General features: G+C 62.8%; 17 protein-coding genes, 3 pseudogenes and 1 riboswitch. Of the genes and pseudogenes, 15 read left to right on the top strand and 5 right to left on the bottom strand.

Translation table 11 applies throughout. The features are described 5' to 3' along the window. Positions 1-31 precede the first annotated feature (31 nt). The gene (locus tag M2432_RS13480; protein ID WP_280827307.1) at positions 32-1,600 is read left to right on the top strand and encodes an acetolactate synthase large subunit; all 1,569 of its coding nucleotides are present in this window, start codon (positions 32-34) and stop codon (positions 1,598-1,600) included. 57 nt (positions 1,601-1,657) lie between these two features. Here M2432_RS13480 and M2432_RS13475 read toward each other — a convergent pair whose 3' ends face one another. Then, positions 1,658-1,825: a hypothetical protein gene (locus M2432_RS13475; RefSeq protein ID WP_280827306.1), complete on the bottom strand. Its 168-nt coding sequence runs from the start codon at positions 1,823-1,825 to the stop codon at positions 1,658-1,660. Between the two features lie 262 nt (positions 1,826-2,087). Next, a riboswitch (M-box (ykoK) riboswitch) is annotated at positions 2,088-2,255 on the top strand. 223 nt (positions 2,256-2,478) lie between these two features. Between M2432_RS13475 and M2432_RS13470 the strand changes: the two genes are divergently transcribed. The 5 genes and pseudogenes from M2432_RS13470 to M2432_RS13450 all read left to right on the top strand — a co-directional run. Continuing rightward, entirely contained in the window at positions 2,479-2,799 is a 321-nt protein-coding gene (locus tag M2432_RS13470) for a hypothetical protein (RefSeq protein ID WP_280827305.1), read from the top strand. Positions 2,800-3,083: 284 nt separating this feature from the next. Continuing rightward, positions 3,084-3,695 (top strand): hypothetical protein, encoded by a 612-nt coding sequence (locus M2432_RS13465; RefSeq protein ID WP_280827304.1) that lies wholly within the window; start codon positions 3,084-3,086, stop codon positions 3,693-3,695. Between the two features lie 165 nt (positions 3,696-3,860). Further along, positions 3,861-4,319: a carboxymuconolactone decarboxylase family protein gene (locus M2432_RS13460; protein WP_280827303.1), complete on the top strand. Its 459-nt coding sequence runs from the start codon at positions 3,861-3,863 to the stop codon at positions 4,317-4,319. Positions 4,320-4,575: 256 nt separating this feature from the next. Then, positions 4,576-4,932 (top strand): YraN family protein, encoded by a 357-nt coding sequence (locus M2432_RS13455; protein ID WP_280827353.1) that lies wholly within the window; start codon positions 4,576-4,578, stop codon positions 4,930-4,932. Then, positions 4,932-5,966, top strand: a pseudogene (locus tag M2432_RS13450) (YifB family Mg chelatase-like AAA ATPase); the annotation flags it as partial. The gene M2432_RS13455 and the pseudogene M2432_RS13450, both read left to right, overlap by 1 nt. Positions 5,967-6,717: 751 nt before the next feature. Here M2432_RS13450 and M2432_RS13445 read toward each other — a convergent pair. Next, positions 6,718-8,778, bottom strand: coding sequence for a DEAD/DEAH box helicase family protein (locus tag M2432_RS13445; protein ID WP_280827302.1), 2,061 nt, complete (start codon positions 8,776-8,778; stop codon positions 6,718-6,720). Positions 8,779-8,831: 53 nt separating this feature from the next. Here M2432_RS13445 and M2432_RS13440 point away from each other — a divergent pair, with 53 nt between their 5' ends. The 3 genes from M2432_RS13440 to M2432_RS13430 all read left to right on the top strand — a co-directional run bounded on the left by M2432_RS13440 (position 8,832) and on the right by M2432_RS13430 (position 14,031). Next, positions 8,832-10,112: a hypothetical protein gene (locus M2432_RS13440; protein WP_280827301.1), complete on the top strand. Its 1,281-nt coding sequence runs from the start codon at positions 8,832-8,834 to the stop codon at positions 10,110-10,112. Next, positions 10,109-11,278 (top strand): hypothetical protein, encoded by a 1,170-nt coding sequence (locus tag M2432_RS13435; protein ID WP_280827300.1) that lies wholly within the window; start codon positions 10,109-10,111, stop codon positions 11,276-11,278. Before M2432_RS13440 ends, M2432_RS13435 begins: the two co-directional genes overlap by 4 nt. 455 nt (positions 11,279-11,733) lie before the next feature. Next, positions 11,734-14,031, top strand: coding sequence for an ATP-binding protein (locus M2432_RS13430; protein ID WP_280827299.1), 2,298 nt, complete (start codon positions 11,734-11,736; stop codon positions 14,029-14,031). Positions 14,032-14,231: 200 nt separating this feature from the next. Here M2432_RS13430 and M2432_RS13425 read toward each other — a convergent pair. Continuing rightward, a pseudogene (locus M2432_RS13425) lies at positions 14,232-14,663 on the bottom strand (IS110 family transposase); the annotation flags it as partial. 702 nt (positions 14,664-15,365) lie between these two features. Between M2432_RS13425 and M2432_RS13420 the strand changes: the two are divergent. After that, positions 15,366-15,638 carry a cytochrome C oxidase subunit IV family protein gene (locus M2432_RS13420; protein WP_280827298.1) on the top strand — a complete coding sequence of 91 codons (273 nt, stop codon included), beginning with the start codon at positions 15,366-15,368 and terminating at the stop codon, positions 15,636-15,638. Positions 15,639-15,741: 103 nt separating this feature from the next. On the opposite strand, the gene M2432_RS13415 is transcribed toward M2432_RS13420, so the two are convergent. Continuing rightward, a complete protein-coding gene (locus M2432_RS13415) occupies positions 15,742-16,905 on the bottom strand; it encodes a LuxR C-terminal-related transcriptional regulator (protein WP_280827297.1) in 1,164 nt (387 codons plus the stop codon). 484 nt (positions 16,906-17,389) lie between these two features. Between M2432_RS13415 and M2432_RS13410 the strand changes: the two genes are divergently transcribed. From M2432_RS13410 to M2432_RS13395, 4 genes and pseudogenes are all read left to right on the top strand, one after another. Beyond that, a complete protein-coding gene (locus M2432_RS13410) occupies positions 17,390-17,590 on the top strand; it encodes a ferredoxin (protein WP_280827296.1) in 201 nt (66 codons plus the stop codon). Positions 17,591-18,383: 793 nt separating this feature from the next. Further along, a pseudogene (locus tag M2432_RS13405) lies at positions 18,384-19,743 on the top strand (ISNCY family transposase). A gap of 95 nt (positions 19,744-19,838) precedes the next feature. After that, the gene (locus M2432_RS13400) at positions 19,839-20,213 is read left to right on the top strand and encodes a hypothetical protein (protein WP_280827295.1); all 375 of its coding nucleotides are present in this window, start codon (positions 19,839-19,841) and stop codon (positions 20,211-20,213) included. 9 nt (positions 20,214-20,222) lie between these two features. Beyond that, complete coding sequence (locus tag M2432_RS13395; RefSeq protein ID WP_280827294.1) at positions 20,223-20,366, top strand: LuxR C-terminal-related transcriptional regulator; 144 nt, start codon at positions 20,223-20,225, stop codon at positions 20,364-20,366. Positions 20,367-20,424: 58 nt separating this feature from the next. Here the strand turns inward: M2432_RS13395 and M2432_RS13390 are convergent, their stop codons facing one another. Continuing rightward, on the bottom strand, positions 20,425-21,687 hold the full coding sequence (locus M2432_RS13390; protein WP_280827293.1) for a cytochrome P450: 1,263 nt from the start codon (positions 21,685-21,687) through the stop codon (positions 20,425-20,427). Positions 21,688-21,955: 268 nt separating this feature from the next. Here M2432_RS13390 and M2432_RS13385 point away from each other — a divergent pair, with 268 nt between their 5' ends. Beyond that, entirely contained in the window at positions 21,956-23,062 is a 1,107-nt protein-coding gene (locus M2432_RS13385; RefSeq protein ID WP_280827292.1) for an NDMA-dependent alcohol dehydrogenase, read from the top strand. Positions 23,063-23,329: the final 267 nt, after the last annotated feature.

The following is a 23,329-nucleotide window of genomic DNA, read 5'->3' as shown; positions in this document are numbered from 1 at the left end:
TTTGGTGGACCGGATTGCTTATGGAGGCAGGATGAATGGCGCTCAGGTACTGATCCGCACTCTGGTGGACGCGGGTGTCGACGTCTGTTTCGGCAATCCCGGCACCAGCGAAATGCATTTTGTCGCCGCGCTGGACGCGGTGCCCGAAATGCGCGGTGTGCTCTGCCTTTTCGAGGGCGTCGTCACCGGAGCCGCAGACGGCTATGCCCGGATGGCCGAAAAACCCGCCGCCACGCTGCTGCACCTGGGTCCGGGGCTGGCCAATGGGATGGCCAACCTGCACAACGCTCGTCGCGCGCACAGCCCGGTCGTGAACGTTGTCGGTGACCATGCACTCGGACACCAAAAGTACGATGCGCCACTGGAATCGGATATCGAATCGGCCGCCGGCACTGTGTCCGGTTGGGTACGGCGTTGTAGCAGTACGGATTCGGTGGCAGCCGATGCTCAGGCTGCCGTTGATGCAGCGAAGGCAGGGCAGGTGGCGACCCTGATCCTGCCGGCGGACATTTCCTGGACCGATGGTGCGCAGCCGGCGCAATCCGCCTGTGGCGCACCGACGGACAATGATTTCGACTATCGGGAAGGTGTGGTTCCGACCGATCACGTTCTGCACGAAGCAACAGCTGAGGTGTTCGGCGCGGACACTGTCGTGTTGCTGGGTGGCGCGGCGTGCCGGGAGCGAGGGCTGCGTGCTGCCAGTCGTATTGCCGCGGCGACCGGGGCCAAAGTGCTGATCGAGACGTTTCCGACCCGGGTTGAGCGTGGTGCGGGCCGGCCGAACTTCGACCGGCTCGGCTATCTGGCAGAGGCCGCCGGAGCCCAGTTGGCGGGCGCGAAGAATATGGTACTCGTCGGTGCCCGGTCCCCGGTTTCGTTTTTCGCGTACCCGGGTAAGGCCAGTGACCTGGTCCCGGCAGGTTGCCAGGTGAATGTGGTCAGCGGTGACGTGGTGGTGGGGCTGGAACATCTTGCCGATACGCTGGCGCCGGACACCGGGCCGGTGGTACAGGAGCTGGGGCAGCATGAATTACCCACGGCTGCAACTGAATTGACCGCCATAAACTGGACCGATGCGGTCGGTGCCACCTTGCCCGAGAACACCGTCATCGTCGATGAATCCAACACGAGCGGAATGATGTTGCCGCAGGCGACAGCAGGTGCGCCGCCGCACGATGTGCTGACCCTGACCGGCGGAGCGATCGGCTTCGGGTTACCCAACGCGGTCGGAGCGGCGGTGGCCTGCCCAGACCGACCGGTGTTGTGCCTGCAGGCCGATGGCAGCGCCATGTATACGATTTCGGCGCTGTGGACCATGGCGCACGAGCAGCTCAACGTGGTGACGGTGATCCTGAACAATGCCGCCTACGCGATCCTGCGCCTCGAGCTGCAGCGGGTCGGTGCCGACGGTGGGGGGCCGAAAGCTGCGGCGATGCTTGATCTATCCGGCCCGACGGTGGATTTTGTGCAGCTTGCGACTTCCATGGGAGTTCCGGCGACACGGGCCACGACGGTCTCCGAGCTGGCTGAGCTGCTGCGGGTCGGCTACAGCACCCCCGGCCCATATCTGATCGATGCGTTGGTGCCAGCTCTGTTCTGAGGCGCGCAACAAAAAAGTCGGGGCACCCGGTGTGGGCGCCCCGACTCCTGCTCTTGGTCAGCGGCTCTGGTGGACGGTGGTGTCGACATGCGGTGCCGAGACATGCGGCTCAATGTTGCTGACCCAGTCATGGTGGGCAACATCCGCAGACGCGGGGGCGGCCAGACCCAGAACCGACGCGACCACTCCGCTTGCCACTATCGCTGCGAATCCGAACTTCTTCATTTCCCGCTCCTTGCGTTGGTGGCTCCGATGCCGGGTTCAACTCGACGGAGAATGCATTCATTTCCAGCTACGGCCTGTTGGCAGCAATTGAGCGCACTTCGGCAGTAATGGGTCGTCAACGCCGAAAATCGAGGGCCGCTAGGTGCGTTGGTGTGCGACCAGAACATGAGGGTTCAGCGATCGACCGGCGGGGGAAACACCGCATCAAAATTCGCAGGGACGGCTTGACCCAATCCAGGGTGCGATGTCATCCTCTTGAACGCGAGCACCTCGATAGGTGAGGCGGCTGCATGGATACAGGCCACTGACCCCGAACGTCGAGAGACGCCCCGGGTCAGGACAGCTCTTCCCGGCTTAAGGGTTGAGCCCAAGTGGCTTCAGCGAGTCTGATACGCCGTGCAGTGCCAAAGCTTTGACGAGGGGGTGCGGGCACCGAAACGGTGTAAGCCGATTGGGTGTGTGCTCTCTTCTCAGGTGCGGCAATGACCGTGTTGTGGCGTGTATGGCGCTCTGGCCTGGAGGGAGGTGAGGACGAAATGGGAAGTGACAGCAGTCCATATCCGAGTCCTCGTCAGTCCATATCCGGCCTACACGTGCACCGCTGAGTGATCGCGCTGCGGCCGGAATCTTCCGTGCCGCAAAGGAGTTCCGTCATGACCAACGTGTTGACGCTGCCCATCGAATTGCTCAACCCGACCACCTACACCGCGGAGCCGGCCGTCTCCGGTGGCTCGCGGTCTGACTTTCAGACCGAGCTGTCCATCGCCGCAACCCGATTCGAGTTCGCGGTCGGGGTGGGCGCCACGCTGGGCGGGATCGTCGGCCTCGGTGTGGGTGCGGTCGGTGGCTGCCTCATCGGTGCCGCACCGGCGAGTGCCGTGGGTGCTGTTGTCGGTGGAGCTGCCCTGGGTATCCCGGTGGGGATTTACAGCTTGGCTCAACTCAACAGCGCGGTCGCACAGCCCGGGGCCTGAAAACATCAGCGCCCGGAGCTTTCACCGCGCCGAGCAACAGCGCCTTCTATCTGTGCAAGTTTCCCCGATTTGACTGTTTGTTGGCGTAAAGAAAGCGTAGAAATGCCGTGATCGGATTGACGTGGGTGGGCCCGCCATCGATGCTGGCCACGGCACCTCGCTTGGTGAGTCGTCTGCATGGACGTGGGTCACCGAAACATCCGCAACCGGTCAGTAGATAATCAGCTGAAGCCGAGGCATGCTCGCGTCAAGAGAGGCGAATGATCGTGTCGTGCAGGACAGTAATGCCGAAGGTGCTGGGGGCGATCCTCGGGCTGGCGGGGTTGGTCTTCGCGCCAGGCGTCGTCGAGGCGCAGCCCGCCGTACCCCCCGTCCTGCCCTGGTTCCCGTTTCCGCCGGAGCCGGTCAGCGGCACCATGGGTAGCTATTCCTTCAACCCCAACATCATCCCGGTGGGTCCGCCAGCAGGCTTCGATGCACGCGGAATCCGGGCGGCGGCGACCAATGACCCGTCGGCCGCGGCCAGTGCCATGCCCGGCAGTACGCCAGGGCTGAGCCCCAACAAGGCCAATGCCCTGACCGCGAGCAGCTCGCGGTATCGGATCGGGGCGGGTTCGAGCCCCAACCCGTCGCTGCCGACGATCAACCCCGGGATGAACATCGGGGCGGGTATGGAGGCTCCGGTATTGGAGGATCCAGGCGGCGTGGCACCGAAAACGCCTCCCAGCGCAGAGTCGTCCCAGCCGACCAGCGCGCCCGCGGTTCCGGGGCAGCCGGCGCCGGTGCTGGAGGCCGCCAGCGGTACGCCCGCTCCGGCGACACCGTCGCCGACTCCGACCCCGGCGTCGGGTCCGCCGCCGGTAGAGGTGCCTGCCGCGTCATCGCCCACCTCGTGAGACGACGGGCAAATCTGCGTCAGCGAGCGTGCTGTGACGCTGTGGTTATTTCCAGTACCGGAGCTAGCCTCAAAGTCGATGATCTCCACCGCTGACCATTCACTCAGGTCCGCGCAACTGCGCGCTTGAAATGGATCGTGTCCGCACTACCGAAGTGAAGGAATCATGACGACCACATCGCGCGTCAGTGTCAACAAGCAGCACCCGGCCGCCTACAAAGCACTCATCGCATTGTCGGCCGAAGTGGAAAGTAGTGCCGCCGCAGCAGGTTTGGACCCGAAGTTGATCGAACTGATCAAGATTCGTACCTCTCAGATCAATGGCTGCGCGTTCTGCCTGCGGATGCACACCCGTGACGCCCTCAAGCTCGGTGAGAATCCCGACCGGATCGCGGTGCTGCCCGGATGGGAAGAGACCGGCTACTTCTCTGACACTGACCGCGCCGCACTCGGCCTGGCCGAGGCCATCACCCAGATCTCGGATGGGCATGTCAGCGACGAGGACTACAACACCGCCGCGGCCAGCCTCACCGCAGACCAGATCTCCGCTGTTACCTGGCTGACCACCACAATGAACGCCTTCAACCGCATCGCCATCACCAGCCGCTACCGCGTCGGGGGCTAAACGCGACCGGGTTCGAAGTGAATGCCGATCAGCTGCTCGGATTGGTGAAGTCGCTGATTGTCTGTGGGTGCGGCCTGGCTTTGTGGCCTGCACTGCGTTCTTTCCCACCCCCGAAATGTGCTGGCAAAGACCGTCCCTGGGGATCAATCGTGAACTGTGGATAAGTCGGCTGTTTCGCCGCTATGAGCTCCCTGAAAGGTCGTGATCTGTCGGACCGGCCGGACACGGTGGGGCCATGAACACACCACCGCCACATATGACCCGCGCCGAGATCGGTGCGCTCGGTGAGCAACTCGCCGTCGATCATCTGACTTCGCTGGGGCTCAACGTACTCGCTCGAAACTGGCGCTGCCGTTGGGGGGAACTCGACGTCATCGCCGCCGACAACGCCAGCAACATCGTTGCTTTCGTCGAGGTGAAGACCCGAACGACCGCCGAGTTCGGTGGCATCGAGGAGGCAGTGACGCCCGAGAAGCTCCGTCGGTTGCGCAGGCTTGCCAGCTTGTGGCTTGCCGAGCAGGACGGGTCCTGGGCCGAAGTCCGCATCGACGTGATCGGCGTGCGACTCGGTGGACGGCTACCAGACCTGGTGCACCTGAAAGGGATTGGCTGATGGCACTGGGACGGGCTTACTCGGTGGCCATTCGTGGCCTCGACGGGGTCATCGTGGAAATCGAGGCCGACATCACTTCAGGGCTGCCCGGCGTACATCTGGTCGGGCTTCCTGATGCGGCGTTGCAGGAATCTCGCGACCGGGTGCGCGCAGCCATCACCAATTGCGGCAACAGCTGGCCGATGTCCCGGCTTACGCTGGGATTGTCACCGGCAACGTTGCCCAAAGGCGGGTCGATGTACGACCTGGCTATTGCGGCCTCGGTGTTGTCTGCGCATCTCAAGACCCACTGGTCCCGACTCGAAAAGACCGTGTTGCTTGGCGAATTGGCACTCGACGGTAGGGTCCGCCCGGTCAAGGGTGTGCTGCCTGCGGTATTGGCGGCCAAGCGTGAGGGCTGGCAGGCGGTGGTGGTTCCGGCCGAGAATCTGGCCGAGGCCAGCTTGGTCGACGGTATTGACGTGTGGGGTGTTCGCACGTTGGGGCAGATGCAGGCGTGGCTGAACGGCAAGGCCTCACTCGACGACCGGGTGGCCAGAGCCGAACCGGTGTATGACGATTCGGTCGATCTGGCCGACGTGGTGGGGCAGACCCAGGCCCGGTGGGCCGTCGAGATCGCCGCAGCCGGTGCCCATCACCTGATGTTCACCGGGCCTCCAGGGATCGGGAAAACCATGCTGGCCCAACGGCTTCCCAGCCTGCTTCCTGATCTCACCGAGGATGAAGCGCTGGAGGTGACCGCGATCCATTCGGTCGCGGGTCTGCTAACCGGATCGACCCCGCTGATCACCCGGCCACCTTTCGTTGCGCCGCACCACACTTCCAGCGTCTCGGCGCTGGTTGGCGGAGGCTCGGGGATGGCCAGGCCGGGGGCGATCAGCCGCGCTCACCGGGGAGTTCTCTTTCTGGATGAATGCGCCGAGATCGGAGTCAGCGTCCTCGAAGGGCTGCGAACTCCGTTGGAAGAAGGCAAGATTCGGCTGGCCCGCCGCGACGGCGTGGCGTGCTATCCGGCTCGCTTTCAGCTCGTGGTGCTTTGTGCATGACTGAACAGTGTCCGAGCGATTCGGACGGAGTTTCCGTAGTTATCCCTGCCGTTGGCTGACCTCATTGGTCTACAGAAAACGGGCAGAGAGGATCGTTTGTCGGCGCAGGCTGGGCAGGGCTAGTGCTTTGGTGACCGGAAATCGGAAATTGGATGGAACCGATTTGGCTAGCACCAGCGTCTAATCCAGTGTGGACGACGAGACACCCGACATGATTGAACAGATGCTGTGCGGCACATTCGAATTGATCAGATGGGATCAGGAACTCGCGGAGGCAGGGATTGACTGGCCCACCTAGAGCTATCTGCTTCACATTTGGCGAGCGACGCATCGTGGTCGATCTGGTCGAACCGTGCCGCGAACCCGTCTGTCGTCGCGTCTTGGTCAGCGTGATGCTGAAGAAGGCGCACTCTCGCGGTGCGGCTGTTTGGGCAACCACGGCACGATGCGGTGTGCGCGAACGTTTAGAACCCCAATTGTTGGCGCAGTGCGTCTAGGTCGGCTTGGGCCCGGTCGAGGATGGCTTTGGCGGACTCGCGACAGTACCGGTACGTCTTGTCTGCTTCGGTGATGACGAGGTGACAGTCGCCGCTTAAGAGAGTGTGGGCGTTAGCCCCGTTTTGGTGGGCTGCACATTTGCGCGGGTGGTTGGTTCGTGGGCTTTCCACGTGGATGTGACGTAGTATCGCCTTAGTGGGCATCTCGGACTCCTGTTCCCGATCGCTCGACCGGTGTCGGCTCAATTATCTTGGCTAAGTTGATCTCTCAACGTGTCACGAACGTTGTCGCCGAGTTCGTCGATGCGTTCGAAGATGGTCTGTAGTTGGTCGCGCGACCAGTCACCCCGGGTTCCGTTGGGCATTCCCACGGCTTCGTTGATCGCGGTGTTCAGCCGGCGAATCACGATGGCGGCATTGTGCTGGCGTTGTCCTCCGGTGATTGCCATCAGCCGGTATCCGCGGTGCTTCAGGCCCAATTCGCTCAGGACGCGATTCGCGACGGCCCTCGTGCGCTCGTTGACGCGGGTTTTGGCCGACTGTCTTTGACGCTGTGGTGAAACCGGAATCGGTTGCGGGGCAGGCGCTGCGGCCGCTGCTTGTTGAGCGAGGAGGCGTTCGCGCAGCTGCTCACGGCCAACCAGATTGCCTAATTTGACTCCAGGGGCCACGTCGCGGTCGAGCAGTTCGTCGAGCACCCGATCGTCGGTGGGGTCGAGGTACGTGTGCTCGACGAAACTAGTGAGAATTTCGTTGTTGACGAGCATGCCGTCATCGAACCGGCGAACCCGCGCGCCATTGGTCTCGCCCGCGTCGCCGTCGTTGTCGGTCCCTCCGGTAACCCACGTATGGACGAGTGCCTGGTCATCGAGGTCGAGTTCGCGGAACTCCGACCAGCGGGCGTCGTTGTTGAGTCCGACGTGGGAGATGATGTGGCCCTGGTTATCTGGGTGTTCTGGTGCGGAGTCTTGAACCACCCGCATGACTCGGCCGACGAACTGGATGTAGGGGGCGAGGCTACGAAACGGCCGGAAGATCGCCGCGACGCTGAGACGCGGATGATCGAAACCTTCGCCGAGCATCTGGACTTGGACGATGCATTCGAGTTGCCCTTGCCGCAGCCGTTCGATCACGGCATCTTGGTCGTCTGGGTCCATGTCTGAGTGGATTTCTGCAGCCCGATATCCGCATTCGCGGTAGATGCTGGCGATCTGACGGGCGTGGTCGACCGAGCATGCGGCAGCGATGATCTGGTGCTGGATGCCGTTCTGCGAGCGCATCCGATCACATTGCTGGATGCTGGCTTCCACGATGTGCCGGTTGCACTCGGGGCTCAGCGCAACACCGCGGCGAAACCACGCTTCCTCACGTAGCTGGAGTACTTCATCGAGCGTGTGGTGGCGGGTGTCGTCCTGGTAGGTGAAGTAGATCTCCGACGGAGCGACGTTGCGGGAATGAATCTGCTTGATGTAGCCGTTGATCATCGCTCGGGTAAACGGATAGCGGTACACGACCTCGCCGTGCAGCTGCTGCTGATCGGATCGGAACGGGGTCGCGGTAAGGCTGACGACTTTGGCGGTAGGGAAGCGTCGAAAGACCTTCTGCCAGCTTTCGGCCGCGGCGTGGTGTCCCTCGTCAACGAGAATCATGTCAAAGAAATCCTCGGGGAACTGCGGAAGCCAGCGGTCGGCCTGACTGGCCAGCTGCTGGATGTTGCACACGACGAAATGGCTCTCGATGGCGTCGTGCAGGTTGGCGTTGGGCCCGTCGAGCACGGCCATCCATGGGCCGGCGGTGAAGTCGGAGAGCACCCGGCACTTGGTCCAGAAGCACTGAGGGCTGGTGATGTCCACGGCATCGGCAACGCCCTTGCGGATCGTCAGGTTTGGGGTGATAACGAGCACCCGGCCGCGGGCGATTCCGAACGGCAACGTGGCCATGATGCCGGTCTTGCCGCAGCCCACCGGAATCTGCACGATCGCGGCCCCGGTGCCGGCGGCGAAGTGTTCCCGGACTGCGCGGTGTGCTTCGCGCTGTGGGTCCCTCAACGACGGGTTGGCCTCGATGTCGGCGTTCGCGGTTACGAACACGATGCTGTCCGCGCCGCCTGCCGCGGCCTCCTCGGCGCGTCGATACTGCAGCCGGAATGGCTCCAGATCGGCCCTCCGGTAATAGCGGTAGTCGCTGCCTGGTCGCCGGACGGCTGACAACGTGCCGTCACGGTCCCACCGGCGCAGCGTTTGCGCCGACACACCCACGTACCGCGCCGCTTCGGCTACCAGCAGGAAGTCTTCCTCAGCCATGACATGATTGTACAACCTTGTCCATCCCTTCCAGGGTTGGTAACGTCGAGCTCATGTCTGCTGCGCCGCTGCCCGATTTCAAAGCCGGACTTCGCTGTGGTGACGTCCACGCGGGCCTCCGCAACGTCGACCCCAACAGCTCAACACTGATCCCGCTCGCTGACACCCGAGTGATCGGTATGGCCGCCAACCTGGCGTCTCTGGTGCGCGGCCAGGACGTCATCGCTGATGCAGAGGCGCTCAAAACCATCGCCGCCGAACAGCTCGACATCAGCCCGTACGCGTTCCGCGACGTAGTCGAAACGCTCGAACGCGCCGGCCTGGTGGCCGACGTCAAACGCAACGGCGCCAAGGTGATTAGCTTCAGCGAGACCGTGCCGTTCCACCAGGATCTGTATGACCGGCTGGGTGGTACATGGCGCTCCGGCTCCCCGGGGCCGCTGGAGCAGGAGATGATCGCTGTTGTCGACCGCCTTGCCACCAGCCCGGTGCCGGCCGAAGAACTTGAGGACGAGCTCGGCCTTGACCGCGGGGACATCCCACGGCTGCTGGACGTGGGATATGCGTCCGAGTTGATCAAGAGCATCGATCTCATCGATGGCCCCGTTCTGTACTCGCCGTTCTTCGGCTTCGAGAACCCCGAGCTGTTGGCGTCGCTCCTCCAGGACCATGGCTCGGGCCGGTTTGCCGAAGATCTTGAAGCCGTCCGCGCGCATCAGGGATTGCCGATCGATGAGCAGAACCACCCGGCCCTGGCCGATGCCATCGCGCGCGGCTTCATCATCGCGCCCTCGGTGCGCACACCCAGCGGGGCCGACCAGCCGTTCGCCGCGGTGCCCTACCTTCCCGATACCAGCCTGTTCACCGTGCGCAAGCCGGTGCTCGATAAGGCGCTTGCGGTTCTGGCCTGTGTGCGGTGTGGGCAGCATTTCGGCGGAGCGACGAGCACCAAATCGCCGGCCGCGGTGCTCACGGCGCTGCTGGACCCCAACCGCGGGTACCGGCTGCGTGCGCACGGATCCCATCAACGCCAGTACCAATTGCTTTACCGGATGCAGGTCGTGGACTTCGTGCCGTCGGGCAATTGGGTTATTCCACAACTGATCACGACCGAGGACAATCTGGCCGCCGTTCAGCTCGCTCTTGATCTCCTGACCTTCGGTGAACCGCTACAAGCCCGGGCGGGCGACGACGAGGCCCGCGGCCTGCTCTCGCTCAACTCCACCTATGCCGCGCCGGTCCAGACGGTCGCGCGTCGGCGCAACCAGAAGACACTCAACGACACCGAGTACCGCAGCATTCTCGACGCGGCGATGGGACGGTCGGCGTTGTGAGCGAACTCGATCTCGGTCTGAAAGTCGCCTCACGACGCCTGCTGTGGCGCATGGGGTTCACCACCCGCGTCGACGTTCCATTGAGGGCGTACGTCCCGCCCTCGACCAGTCGGCGCGGGTCCCGTTACGAGACGTTCACCGACCTCGACGTGCTCGGTATCGCGGTGTCACCCGGGTTCGCCTTGCGGTCAGTTATCGCCGACTGCAAGACCACCCAAAGAGGCTCCACCGAGCGGATGTTCTGGGTGCGTGGGGTGTCCGATTTCTTTGCCGCCGATGATGCATGGATGGTGCGCACCGGCGGTGTGACAGCGGCATCGCGTCAACTGGCGGCACGGCTCGGTATTTCTGTCCTCGAGGCCACCGATCTCACCCGACTCGAAGAGTTTCATCCGATCGAGTTGCCCCTGGACAGCGGGCCGTTGGCTCTGCTGTTCGACGAAACGCGGGTCGCGGCCGTGCTCAAAGCCCTGACTACCGTCGACCGCAAGCTCGAACCGCTGGTCGAATACCGCCAGTTCGACTACTGGGTGTACGACGAACACCGCAATCTGCTACAGGTGGTGGCTCATCTGGCCGCTGCGGCTAAACATCTGGACGCGTCCCATCCGACTCATCGTGCGCTGTTCATCGACTGTGCCTGGCTCTACACCCTGTCGTTGGCCCACGCGTGCGCCAACGTACGGGCGGTCCATGTCTCCGATGTCGACACCGCGCTACAGCAATACCTGTTCGGCGGGCAAATGGCGTTGCAAGAGAAACGTAAACTCGCCGCTGCGCTGGCTCATTACGCGCCTGCGGGCGCGGCCGCGGACGATGACGGCGTCCTGCCCTCCTGGTACGGACAGCTGCTGGAACTGGTCACCCGACACCTGCGCCGACCGACCCTTATCGGTGAGGAACTGCGCTACGCCGAGTGGGTGACCGAAGCCCAACTCGCCAAGGAAAACTGCACCGTTGCAGACGCTTTCGGCTCATCGTTCAGCCCCATCGCTGCCAAACTCTTCGCTGACGTGTGTGGGTTCCTGGTCACCGTGAGCCGCCTCGACCCCGATTTTCGGACTTTCGCCCGCCAGGTCTGCGCGCAAGCCGATTCCGCGGCCGTCACGTCGAACACGCCACAACCAACCGAAATGCCCTTGCCCATCAACGACACCAACGAATGAGCACCGACGGCGGCGCGGTCGCGTCCTATGGATTTCGGCGGCAGTATCTAGCCACCGCTGAGGAGTTCCTGCGCCTCATCGTTGCACGTGGCAACGAATTAGACGACCTAGCAGTCATCATCGAGCCAACTCGCTCAAACCTCGTCGGCACTGACGTCGCCGACGACGATGTGGTTGATTTCGCGGTCGAGGTCGACCAGAAGATTGTCCGCCGCGTGCAAGTCAAGTCGTCTCGTGTGCCATCAGGGATGAACCCGCTGAAGTACTCCGATGCTGCCGCGATATTCAAACGGATGGGCAGCGGACCACGCGAGGCTGTCGTCCTCACCAACAAGCCACTGGCGAAAAAGCTGACCAAGGCTTGCGCGGCTCCGACTCGACACGACGACGGCGAGACGTATTCCATTACGGGCCAACAGATCACCTCTGGCCAAACAGACCCATCCCGGCTGATCATGCGCGACACGCGAAGCATCGAAGCCGTCAAACAATCGGTGCTGAACCTTGTTCGCGACATACGGCGCGACAACGCAATCGAGCTCGGGGAGAAATCGGCCGCGTTGCTCACCGCAATGATGCTCGACGCCATGTTCGAGGCCGCCGCCGACTTATCGCCCCGCCGATGGACGGCGCGCGATATCGTTTCCCTGCTGAGCCTGCCCGACACACAAATTGCCCACGCGCGCAGGCGATTTGACTGGGGCGTGCCGCTCATCGAAGTCCCTCGCCTTGCCTCTGCGGTGGTACGCACCGACGAGCTCGCGAATCTGAGCAACCTCTTCCACAACTCGGCTGCAGGACGATGCCCGCAAGTCGCCATACTTTCGGGCACAACGGGATTCGGAAAGAGCACCATTGCCGCCGATTTCTGCCATCTGAACAGGCACTTTTACGAGCACGTCTGCTGGATCGATTCTCGCTCGCCCGAGCTGATCGAAGCCCGTGTCAAAGACCTACTGACACAGATGGGAATCGATGCCGGCGGCACTGGAGATGTCGGCGCAGCATTCCGTACGGAGCTGGCTTCCATCGGCGGCCCGTTCATAGTGGTCTTCGACGGCGCTCGTCGGCGGCAAGACATTGAACCTTTCCTGCCCACCAGCGGATGCGGGTTCGTCATCGTCACCACGACAAATAGCACGGGTTGGTGGCACACCGCGCACCTGCTGCCGGTCGGCTCCTTTACCGACGATGAAGCCATGGTCTGCTTCGAGGCATATGCTGGCATTGAACCCGGCACGCACACCGACGCTGTCGCCGGCGTCGTCGAGCGTCTGAAACACGTCCCGCTCGCAATCGCCATGGCGGCGTCCTATTTTCGCAATGCCGACGAAGATGTCGAGCAGCTGTCGGAGCGATACTTCGAGAGCCTCGACGCCCTCGACGATAAAACCGCCGTGCCCGAGGGCTTCGACAAGACCGCTTTCGCTGCGGTCCAGTTCGCCGTCAAGCAGATCGGAGCCGAAGCCAACGGTGACGGTGACGGCGAATTTCGGAAGGAGACGCAGCTCCTCATCTACCATTCGGCGTACTTTGCACCGGAACTGATACCCGTGAATTTGGTTCTGCAAACAGTCGAAAGCGCGGTCGCCACACTGAATCTCGCGTCACCGCCCAGGCCGGCGGCGGCTGATCAGCATGTCCGAAACCGCATCCTGACCAATCTACGAACACAAACTATCGCCCGACGACGCCGGTATTCCGATACTCCGAGTGCCACCAATCCGGCCAGCGACACGATCGCCATCCACCCGCTCGTCCACGAGATACTTCGCGAGATCCATCTGCGCGCCGCACCTCATGACGGTTCGGTCGTACAGCTGCTTGCACTGTTCATGGGGCACCTTTACGGATGGCTCATCGAACTACGATCATCGGGCGCCTTCTTCCCTGTCGAGCAGCTGCTCACCCATGCCCAGTGGATTCTCGACTTCGTCGGCACGATTACCGTTCCTACCGATGAGGCCGACGAACACGACGTGTACGTATTCGAGTGCGCGAGAATGTATCTCAGGTACGAAGTCGCCAACTGCCACTCGTCCCGAGGCAACTACGACCGCGGCGTCGCCTTGATCGAACTGGCCCTTGAGGAATTCGCCGGGGTGGAGCCGACCATCCATCCGCAGTGCTTCCGGGCAAAGGCTGCCTGTGACGCCATCGCCGACGTCCATTCGGGTGGACTCGGAGAGCAACAGGCATTGTCGTTCGCGCGTCGTGCGATCGATGAGATCGTCAAGATCGACCAATTCACGGACGCTCCGCGGCGCGGCGAAGTGATCTATCAGTTCGCTGCCCAAGCAGCGCAGGCGATCAACCTCTTCGGCACGGCCGAGACTCGTTCCGTCGCCGAAGAACTCGCCGCAATCGCCACGCAACACCAACCATCTGTTCCGCAAGAGATCGACAAGATCAACCAAATACATCGGTTTCTCAAGGCAGGTCAGTACCAGCAGGCCCTGGCGTTGACTCGGGCGACCCGCGGCACCAACCCCAGCGCGTACCAACGAATCATGTTCGACAACTTCGAGATCGTCGCCAATCTGCACCTACGTCGCTTCGATGAGGCGGCCGACGGCATCGACCGCGTTCTCGTTGCCGCTAAAGCGGGGCCTCACATGCGGGCACACGCCGACCTCGCGTCTGTCGAGATTGGCGAGGCGCTCCAGGTCACGCGTTCAGCATGGGCTGGCCAGTCGGTGCGGTTAGCTGCTCACAGCAAAGCGGTGGCCGATTTGCATCAACAGGTCAATTAGACGGGAACTCCAATTCTCGGTGGTTGAGATCGGTACCGAATCCATCACTGTCCGGAGTAGTTCGGGTAGTTTTTCGAATTCTCCGGCTCGAACCAGTCGCGACGTTGGCCTGCTGATGTACTCGTTCTTCACTCCCAGCGACCCCAGCCAGGTAGCAGGCCGCGCCTACATCGAGCGCCTCGGCCGCCGCGCGGGGGCTCCCAGATCGCGTCCTGATGGGCACGGGCGAGCACCGTGATCGCTTGGCACAATTCGCTGTCGGCAGCCAACGGGCGATGCAGGTGCGCATCGACGCGCAGGATATTGGCCAGTGTCATCGCGTCCGCGTGGTCGGATTTGGACCGCGCAACGGAATGACGTTCCCGATACCGCGCGACTGCGAGCGGGTTGATCGCGTAGACCGGGCGTCCTGTGGCCCGCAATGCGGCCACAAGCAGTCCGCGTGGGGTTTCGATCGCCACCGGAACCGGGGAGTCCGTGTTGTCGCCGGCGACGGAGAGCATCTCGATCAGCTGCGTGAAACCCCCTGGGTCGTCGGGGATGCGCTTCTTGGCGATGAGATCACCGGCGGTGTTGATGATAGCGACGTCGTGATGGGTTTGGGCCCAGTCGATGCCGCAGAACAGTGTCACTTTCGATGCCTCCAACGCTGCTGCTAGGGAGATGGATTCGGGTTCTAACCCGGTTGAGTGCGCAGCGCTCTACTTATGAGCCTCGATGGGCTTCCCTCCGATGAGCTGTTCGCGGTCCCAGCGACCTGTACGGCGTCGGTCTATGTTGAGAACTCCACGGCTCGCGAAAACTGAGACGGTGAATCCGTACAGGCGGGCAACAGCCACGACGTCAATCCCACCGCCAGTCGCGGCCCAGCCACGGTCGCAACACGCCGAACTTTGCTACAGCTGGCGAAATTGAGGAACAGCCACCAGTTCGCGGACAGCGCCGGTCTGTAGGAAGTCCTCGGAGGCCCGATAACACTTAGGCGTCAAAGCCGTGGACATGGCGGTCGTTCCCAACTAAGTAGATAACACTGTCCCTCACGACCCTACAGTCAGGGATCATCACCGTGAACGACAGTGCAGTACACCAGGAACCGGCCTACAGATAAGATCGGTCACCCCCCTTGGGCCACTCACCCGGTGATTCCCCCAAGGACCGGCGTGTGCTGATCGTTCCAACGTGGACGCAGGTGGTCGCTAGGGTTTGCCGGCGCCCCCCGCCGCTCATGTTGACCGCCACCTCAGCCGGACACCTGGAATCGGGCGCCACGTTCTGGCACCTCGTTGATCTCTTGGGATCGTCCTGTTTGCCTTGCTGTATCTGGTGGGGCAATCATGGACCACTTCGTACAGTCCCGAATCGCCCTGATCTCGCTGCTACTGGTGGCAGCCACCGGCTTTTCCTGGAGCGCCGGGCACGGTGTCGGAGTGCCCGACGCCCAGATCGCCGGCGTGGTGATACTGGTCGTCGCGTTCGTCAAAGTGCGCATGGTGATGTTCGAATTCATGGAACTGCGCGATGCTCCGACCTGGATGCGCCGCAGCGCAGACGGTTGGATCCTCGAGATCGCCACGCTCCTCGTCCTGCGCTTTGTGATTACGATATAAGGGCGCGCAGCAGTCCTTTTCGCGAATAATGCGTCGTGCGGCGAAGTTCACGGGCCCGCGGGCGCGCAGCATCTACTGAGCCGCGGGGAACGCCGCGTGAGGCTCAACCCACGGTGGTGGGTGTCGGCACCGCGGCGGCGACCGGTGTGTGCATGCCCCCGGGACCACCTGCCATGCGGTGATATCTGGCGACCGCGTCGGTGCGGTTCGCGGCCCCGAGCTTGCGCAACATGTTCTTGACATGGGATTTTACGGTCCCCTCGGCAACGAACAGGCTGACGGCAATCTGGGCGTTGGTCTTGCCGGCCGCGATACCGCGCAGCACATCCCATTCGCGAGGCGTCAGGTGGTCGGCGGCTGCGGCACCAACGGTCGGCGATGGGCAGGTGTTGCCGGACTCGGCCACAGGGCGGTCGGCCAACGCCGCCCGGTCCATTGCTGCGGCGGTGAAATCATCAGCGACCGCGTTCACTCCACGTGCATAGTCATTGCACGCGTGGCGCATCGCTTCGAGCTTGTCCAGCAGCAGATTGCGCTCGAGTGCGATCCCCAGCCCCTCGGCGAACACGCTTAACGCGTCCCTGTCGGACTCATCAACGAGAGCGGAGCGGTCTTTGCGGTCAGCATGCAGCAGGGCGATCGGCTCGCCCCACGCGCTGACTACCGCCGCAACATAGGTCACCGTCGCGGTGAGCGTGACGAGTTCGGTGAAGACCCGGGGATTGGTCTGAGGGTCTCTGACCACGATGGGAGTGCGGCGGCGGATCATCTCGCCTTCCAGTGTGCCGTTGACTTTGCAGGCGTGCGAAAGCCCGACGCTGACGAGCGTATGAGCGAACTCTTCGTCTGCTTCGGTGTAGGCCGACGCCGGTAGCCATGTCCCGTTATTGATGCGAGAGAACAGGATTCGGTCAAAGCCCATGCAATGGGCATCGGCGGCAACCCTTTGGATTAGGTTCGCCGTCGACTGCGATTCACGCAGACGCGATACGGCTTCCCTCGCTCCGAGCAGCCGCGCCTCGCGTTCGGCCAACATGCAGTCAAGCACGTCGGCTCTGGTGTGTTCAGACTGCAAGATCAGCGCAGCGATCCTCGGGTCCTCGCGCAGCTGTGGATCGGTCATCGCTGCGTGCAGGGAACTGCGCGTCCGCGACAACGCGGACGCCAGCCCGTCAAGGTCGCACTCACTCGACGGCGACGGCAGGTCCGCGTCGATGGCGTCGGCCGCCTCCCGTATCAGTGCGCACGCCTGCTCGACGACGTGCATGTCACACTCTCGCTGTCACAGCGCGGCGCGCGGCCAACGTCCTGGTGACCTGCATAGCTGTCGATGCGGCCAGGATGACTTGGTGCCGGAGGACGCCGGCCCGAGGGCCCACAGTCAGACTCGACGCTGCGGGCGCCGTCCGGGTGGTCACCACACCAGTCGCAGAACCACGCGACCGGCGGTACCGTGCACCAACATTTGTACGGGACAAAGGTGTGGATTTGTTGTTGGCCACGGTGGTCGACATCTGCACAGCATGTTCCTTCCGAGTGGTCAGCCGGCGCGTTTTTCGCGAATTCGCCGGACCGCATCACTCCCGTAATGAGCGAGTGTGACTCACCCGTTTTGCGGCTCGCGTCACCCGTCAAGATGATTCTCGCTCCCCAAGCGGGGGGATGTTGCTGGTTAAGCCATTGTTGACGTGCCCAGGATCTTCCATAGTTGATGTTTAAGAAGTAGATCGTGATCATGAGGAGCGCCCGCGGTGAAGGTCGAAGTGGATCGCAGAAAGTGCGTCGGGATGGGAATCTGCGAAGGCATCGACCCCGATCGCTTCCGGGTGGGGACGACCGGCAAAGTTGAAGTTCTGCAGGAGGACGTTGAGAAAGGCGCCACGGAGGTGGTTCAGGACGCAGTGCAGTCCTGCCCCGCTGAAGCGCTGTCAATCATCGGATTGGATGTGTGAATCCTTCTGATTCACTTCGGCATTCGAGTTCACCAGTAGGCGGGTGCCGCCGACCGGCCGGAACGGATGCGTCGAATAGCTCCCGGGCCAGGTTGGCCACCGGCCCGGCGCCGGGCCCAGCGTTTCGCCGACGTCCCGTCCGGCTAGGAAGCCGGCAGCGACGGGCTTGTCTGCGCAATGTGGTTACAGCAGAAGATGATCACGCGGCGATGCGATGTGACGCGCAGTGATTTCGACAGCGACCTCGAGATTGTTCGCGTCTGCGAATCGAATCCAACAGGCCCAGGAACGTTCCTGGGCCACCATTCATTCGTAGGAGAGGCGATCGGCCCCCCGTGACTGCTTCCCGCAGGACACGGTCTTGTTCTCCTGTGCCTTCGACGGCGCAATGGTCCTGACCGCCGGATGCGCGGCGCCCCGCATCGAAGCACTCATCGACCCAGTGGACACGCTGACCCAGAACCGTGACCCACCCGACGCCGACGTCATACGCTGATCGGGTCGGTCAGGGACGACATGTGGATGAGGACGACCGGCGGTACATCCAGGCGTTCACGGCCGAACTGGCGGTGGTGTATCAGCGTGCGAGATCGCGCGAGCGCCTGACCGAGCGCGCGCGGTGTGCCGTCAGTGAGCTCGAGCGGGCTCGGGAAGCGCTAGCTACTTCGACCTGAAAAAGTCGGGGTGTGGCGGTGCCTGACTTGGTGTTTGTTTGACGCGATGATGGCCTCGAACCCTTGGGCTAGAAGGGATCGAGGCCATCGTGCTTAGAACTGTAAATGACCAGTTGTCGTTGTGGGATGCGATCCTGCCTGCGGAGCTGTTGGTGTCCCGGCGAGTTGGCTCGGGTGGACACCCTGCTTGATGATCCGGTGTTTTTCGCGCCGTTCACGCCGTATTTCGATCCGCGGATCGGGCGGCCGTCGGTGCCGATGGAAACCTATCTGCGGATGATGTTCTTGAAGTTCCGCTACCGGCTGGGCTTCGAGTCCCTGTGCCGTGAGGTGGGCGATTCGATTTCCTGGCAACGGTTCTGCCGGATCCCGTTCGGCACACGGGTGCCGCATCCGACCACGCTGATGAAGCTGACCAGCCGATGCGGTGAGGCCGCAGTGGCCGGACTCAATGACGCCTTGTTGGTCAAGGCGGCCGCCGCGAAGCTGATCCGCACCGACAAGGTCCGCGCCGACACCACGGTGGTCGAGGCCGCGGTGGCCTATCCGACCGACTCGGGGTTGTTGGCCAAAGCCGTCGGTGGGATCGCCAGAACCGTCAAGCGGATTCAGGCCGCTGGCGGCGCGACCCGCACCCGGGTCCGTGATCGCAGCCGATCAGCAGGGCAGCGAGCCCGTTCGATCGCGGCGAAACTGCGGCTACGCGGTGCGGCCGCCCGCGAGGAGGGCCAGGCCGCGGTGCTGCGGATCACAGGCCAGCTCGCCGATATCGCCGATGCGGCGATGGCCGACGCCGATGCGGTGATCCGTAACGCGCGCAGGGGTTTACGGCGCGCGACGGGTCGGCGCCGCGGTCGACTGCAGCGGGCGATCAACGACCTGTCCACGCTGCTGCAACGTACCGGGCAGGTGATTTCCCAGACCCGCAGCAGACTCTCGGGAGCGATGCCGGACTCGGCGAGCCGTATCGTCAGCTTTCACGATGTCGATGCCCGCCCGATCCGCAAGGGCCGGCTCGGCAAGCCGGTCGAGTTCGGCTACAAAGCCCAGGTCGTCGACAACGCCGACGGGATCATCCTCGACCACAGCGTCCAGCTCGGGAACCCCGCCGACGCGCCGCAATTAGCGCCGGCCATTGCCCGCATCACCGCCCGGATCGGGCGTGCCCCCACCGCCGTGACCGCCGACCGTGGCTACGGATACGCCGCCGTCGAGAACGATCTGCACGACCTCGGAGTGCGCCGCGTGGCCATGCCCAGAGCCAGCCGGCCAGGGGCCGGCCGGGGGGAGTTCGAACACCGAAAAGCGTTCCGCGCCAAGATCAAATGGCGGACCGGATGCGAAGGCCGGATCAACCACCTCAAGCGCAGCTACAGCTGGAACCGCACCGAACTGACCACGCTCACCGGAGCCTGAACCTGGTGCGGACACGGCGTCTTCGCCCACAACCTGGTCAAGATCAGCGCCCTGGCCGGGTGACAACCGGATTCCGCCACCCGATCGGGCCATCGGCACCAAGACCGTCGTGAAGCCCAATCGGCCATCAACCCTTTTTCAGGTCGAAGTAGCTAGCGGTGACCGACCCGGTGCTTGATTTCCCGATCCTCCCAGACCGCCCGCCGGTGGCCCACCCAGACCCGGATATCGGCGGCGGCGCCGTCCGCAAGAAGGAATTCCTCACGGCGCGGTGCCAGGTCACTGCGATCGTCAGCGGCGACACGGTCCTCGGCCTCCTGCACGTCGGGGGGCACAACCTCAACGTGCAGATCGTCGAGGCCTTCGCGGACGCGCTCGGCTCGATGGTGGGGCTGCTGGGCATGCGCCGGCGGGCCGAGGAGCAACGCCACGTACTGGCCCGGCTTTGGCGCGGCCTCGCTGAGACTGGAGAACCTCCGATCGAACTGTTCGACGCTGCACCTGATCCGCGCGCAGTTCTGATTGCTACGTAACATCACAGGATGAACTTGACCGGCCTGCGCGAGCGCTTGACGGCGCGGCAACGCGACGTCCTCGACCTCACGATGAGTGGGCTGTCCAATACCGAGCACGCCGAGCGTCTGGTGGTGGCTCTGCCGACGGTGCGCCCTATTGTCCGCGTTTGAGCTACTGCGATGGTACTCACTTCCTCTGTGCAGCAAGGGAAGTGAGTACCATCGTTGATCAGCGGCCTGTGGGCGTCCATGTTGCCGGTAGGCGCTTGACGCCGTTCATGAAGTTGGATAGCAGCAGTTCCGGTTCACCGGCCTCTAGGCGGTCCATGCGTGTGTAGATGTGGCGCATCTGCGATTTGAGGACTGCTCTGCCCAGCACATGGCCGAGGCAATAGTGCGGTCCACCGCCGCCGAACGCTTGATGGGGGTTGTGCTTAGCGGGCCGGCTGATGTCGAACGTGTCCGGGCGGTCGAAGATGTCCTCGTCGCGGTTGCTCGCGATGTACCACATGACAACCTTGTCGCCTTCTTTGATCGTAACGCCGTCCAATTCGTAGTCCCGCAACGCGGTCCGGCGAAAATGCATCAGAGGCGGCTGCAGTCGCAGGGCTTCGTTTACGGCATCTTCGGACCGGCCATCAAAATCATCCATCAGATAGGCGAGTTGATCGGGATTGTCCTGGAACAGCGTCACGATGTGGGCCATGGCGTGCCGGGTGGTGTCGTTCGCGCCGCCGGCGAGCAGCGCAAAGAACACGCCCACCTCTTCGGTGCTGAGTTTGTTGCCTTCGTATTGGGCTTGGGCGACCCACGACAGAAGGTCGTCGCCCGGGTGCGCTTTGCGTTCCTTGGCCAGTTCCAAGGCCAGCGTGGCCAGTTTGTTCGACGCGTCGGCGAACACCATCAACGGTGAACCGATGTGGGCGTACTCCGGATCGGACCAGCTGGCGAACTGTTCGGCAGCATCCATGACGTACTGAATCTGGTCGGGATCCTTGATGCCCATGAAGTTGGCGAAGACCCGCCCGGGCACCTCTTTGGTGATCAGTTGGCAGAGGTCACCTTCGCCGAGCGGACTGACTGTGTCGATGACATCGCTGACGATGCCGTCGACTTGGTCGGCGATCTTGGCGATATTGCGGGGGGTGAACGCGACGCTCACGATGTTGCGCAGTTCGGTGTGCCGCGGCGGGTCGGTCACGATGAACGACAACATGGATTCTAGCTGGGGGAAGTCGTCGACGAAGACGCCGCTGGCGGAACTGAAGACCTCTGGGTTACGTGAGATTTCCTGAATGTGGCTGTGTTTGACCACCGACCAAAATCCTTTGGCGTTGTCCAAATTTGGGTCCAGGGCCTCGGGTGCCTCGTTCCAGCTGACTGGCCGGTTCGACCGTAGCCAGCGAAAGGTCCGCAGATGTTCAGCGCGGGGAAGTGACCAGAACGCCAGGGTATTCAAGTCGGTTCTGACGTTCTCTTCGGTGTGTGTCATGGGCGATCCCTTCTGGTGTGCCTGTTGGTGTTCGGTGCTTCGATACGGTGAACCTAGGCCGCTGTGATCGGGGGCACATCTCTCGTAAGGGCGAGATTGACTACCCAAAGATCTGTATTTGTCGGCGCCGCGATGTCGGTATGCCGCGCTCCCCAACCCACCGATTACTCACTAAGAGCAGGAAAATCCACCCCGATCGGGTGATGTACCCCAGTGGCGGTGTGCGATCAGAATCTATGACCATTCCATCAACGAGGAGGGTCATCCCATGAAGACAAAAGCCGCGGTTCTGTGGGGCTTGGGCGAGAAATGGCAGGTCGAGGAAGTCACGTTGGATCCGCCTGGTCCCAATGAAGTATTGGTGAAGCTGGCCGCGTCAGGTTTGTGCCACTCTGACTACCACCTGGTTACCGGGGATATCCCCGTGCAGTTTCCGTTCGTCGGCGGCCACGAAGGTGCTGGCACCGTGGCGGCCGTCGGCCCAGGGGTGACCGACATCGCCGAGGGCGACTCGGTGGTGATGAGCTTCCTGCCCGCCTGCGGCAAGTGCTCGTATTGCGCCAGAGGGATCACCAACCTGTGCGATCTGGGAGCCGCGATCATTCAAGGGCCGCAGCTCGACGGGACCTACCGGTTTCACGCCCGTGGCGAGGGGCTCGGTCAAATGTGTCTACTCGGTACGTTTTCCGAGTACACCGTCGTTCCGACGGCATCAGTTGTTAAGGTGGACAACAGAACTCGCCTGGATCGCGCCGCGCTGGTCGGATGCTGTGTACCCACCGGTTTCGGTAGCGTGGTGAACACCGCTCAGGTCAAGGTCGGCGACACGGTCGTGGTCCTCGGCGTGGGCGGAATCGGTAGCAATGCGGTCCAAGGGGCGAAAGCCGCAGGGGCGCGGCACATCATCGCGGTCGACCCTGTCGAGTACAAGCGAGACAAGGCGGTCGAATTCGGCGCCACGCACACCGCCTCGTCCGTTGATGACGCTCGCAATATCATCAACGAATTGACTTGGGGTCAACTCGCCGACGTCTGCGTCATCACCACTGACGTTGCAGAGGCCGACTATCTTGGGCCGGCGCTGAGCTTGGTGGGCAAGCGCGGAAAGGTGATCGTCACGGCAATCGGCCATCCGACGGACCTGACCATGACCGGATCGCTGTTCGAGCTGACGCTCTACGAAAAGTCCATTCACGGAGCACTTTTCGGATCGTCAAATCCCCGCCACGACATCCCGCGGTACTTGGAGATGTACAACCTCGGGCAGCTCAAACTCGACGAACTGGTCACCAAAGAGTATTCCCTCGATGAGATCAACGAGGGCTACACCGACATGCTGGAAGGACGCAACATCCGCGGCATCATCAAATTCTGAACCCGGCCACCGCAAAATCGAACAGATCGCGCGGACCAATCCACCTGCAAGTCAGATCAATCCCCATCGCGGCGCCCTGCTTCGACCGGCCTGTCCACATCGTAGGCGGTCGAAGCACTGGGCACCAATGAAGCGATCAATTGGGACTCACGTCGCCGCGAACGGGGTATCCCCAAATCCCGGACGCTGAGGCCAGCAGGCCTTGGCCGCGTCGATCAGCGTCCCGCAACTGAATCGAATTGCACACGAGCCCAAGCAAATTCGACC

This window comes from Mycobacterium sp. OTB74 (assembly GCF_029892685.1).
GTDB lineage: Bacteria > Actinomycetota > Actinomycetes > Mycobacteriales > Mycobacteriaceae > Mycobacterium.
The sequence above is the reverse complement of the archived record's forward strand: the minus strand, read 5'-3'. Positions and strand labels throughout refer to the sequence as shown.

What these genes read in the sequence shown, in the direction of transcription:
- M2432_RS13430 (WP_280827299.1), top strand. Translation starts at nt 11,734, where the DNA reads ATGCGCGACACGCGAAGCATCGAAGCCGTCAAACAATCGGTGCTGAAC.
- M2432_RS13445 (WP_280827302.1), bottom strand. Translation starts at nt 8,778, where the DNA reads ATGGCTGAGGAAGACTTCCTGCTGGTAGCCGAAGCGGCGCGGTACGTG.
- M2432_RS13415 (WP_280827297.1), bottom strand. Translation starts at nt 16,905, where the DNA reads ATGCACGTCGTCGAGCAGGCGTGCGCACTGATACGGGAGGCGGCCGAC.
- M2432_RS13470 (WP_280827305.1), top strand. Translation starts at nt 2,479, where the DNA reads ATGACCAACGTGTTGACGCTGCCCATCGAATTGCTCAACCCGACCACC.
- M2432_RS13460 (WP_280827303.1), top strand. Translation starts at nt 3,861, where the DNA reads ATGACGACCACATCGCGCGTCAGTGTCAACAAGCAGCACCCGGCCGCC.
- M2432_RS13385 (WP_280827292.1), top strand. Translation starts at nt 21,956, where the DNA reads ATGAAGACAAAAGCCGCGGTTCTGTGGGGCTTGGGCGAGAAATGGCAG.
- M2432_RS13455 (WP_280827353.1), top strand. Translation starts at nt 4,576, where the DNA reads ATGACCCGCGCCGAGATCGGTGCGCTCGGTGAGCAACTCGCCGTCGAT.
- M2432_RS13465 (WP_280827304.1), top strand. Translation starts at nt 3,084, where the DNA reads ATGCCGAAGGTGCTGGGGGCGATCCTCGGGCTGGCGGGGTTGGTCTTC.
- M2432_RS13420 (WP_280827298.1), top strand. Translation starts at nt 15,366, where the DNA reads ATGGACCACTTCGTACAGTCCCGAATCGCCCTGATCTCGCTGCTACTG.
- M2432_RS13475 (WP_280827306.1), bottom strand. Translation starts at nt 1,825, where the DNA reads ATGAAGAAGTTCGGATTCGCAGCGATAGTGGCAAGCGGAGTGGTCGCG.
- M2432_RS13390 (WP_280827293.1), bottom strand. Translation starts at nt 21,687, where the DNA reads ATGACACACACCGAAGAGAACGTCAGAACCGACTTGAATACCCTGGCG.
- M2432_RS13440 (WP_280827301.1), top strand. Translation starts at nt 8,832, where the DNA reads ATGTCTGCTGCGCCGCTGCCCGATTTCAAAGCCGGACTTCGCTGTGGT.
- M2432_RS13395 (WP_280827294.1), top strand. Translation starts at nt 20,223, where the DNA reads ATGAACTTGACCGGCCTGCGCGAGCGCTTGACGGCGCGGCAACGCGAC.
- M2432_RS13480 (WP_280827307.1), top strand. Translation starts at nt 32, where the DNA reads ATGAATGGCGCTCAGGTACTGATCCGCACTCTGGTGGACGCGGGTGTC.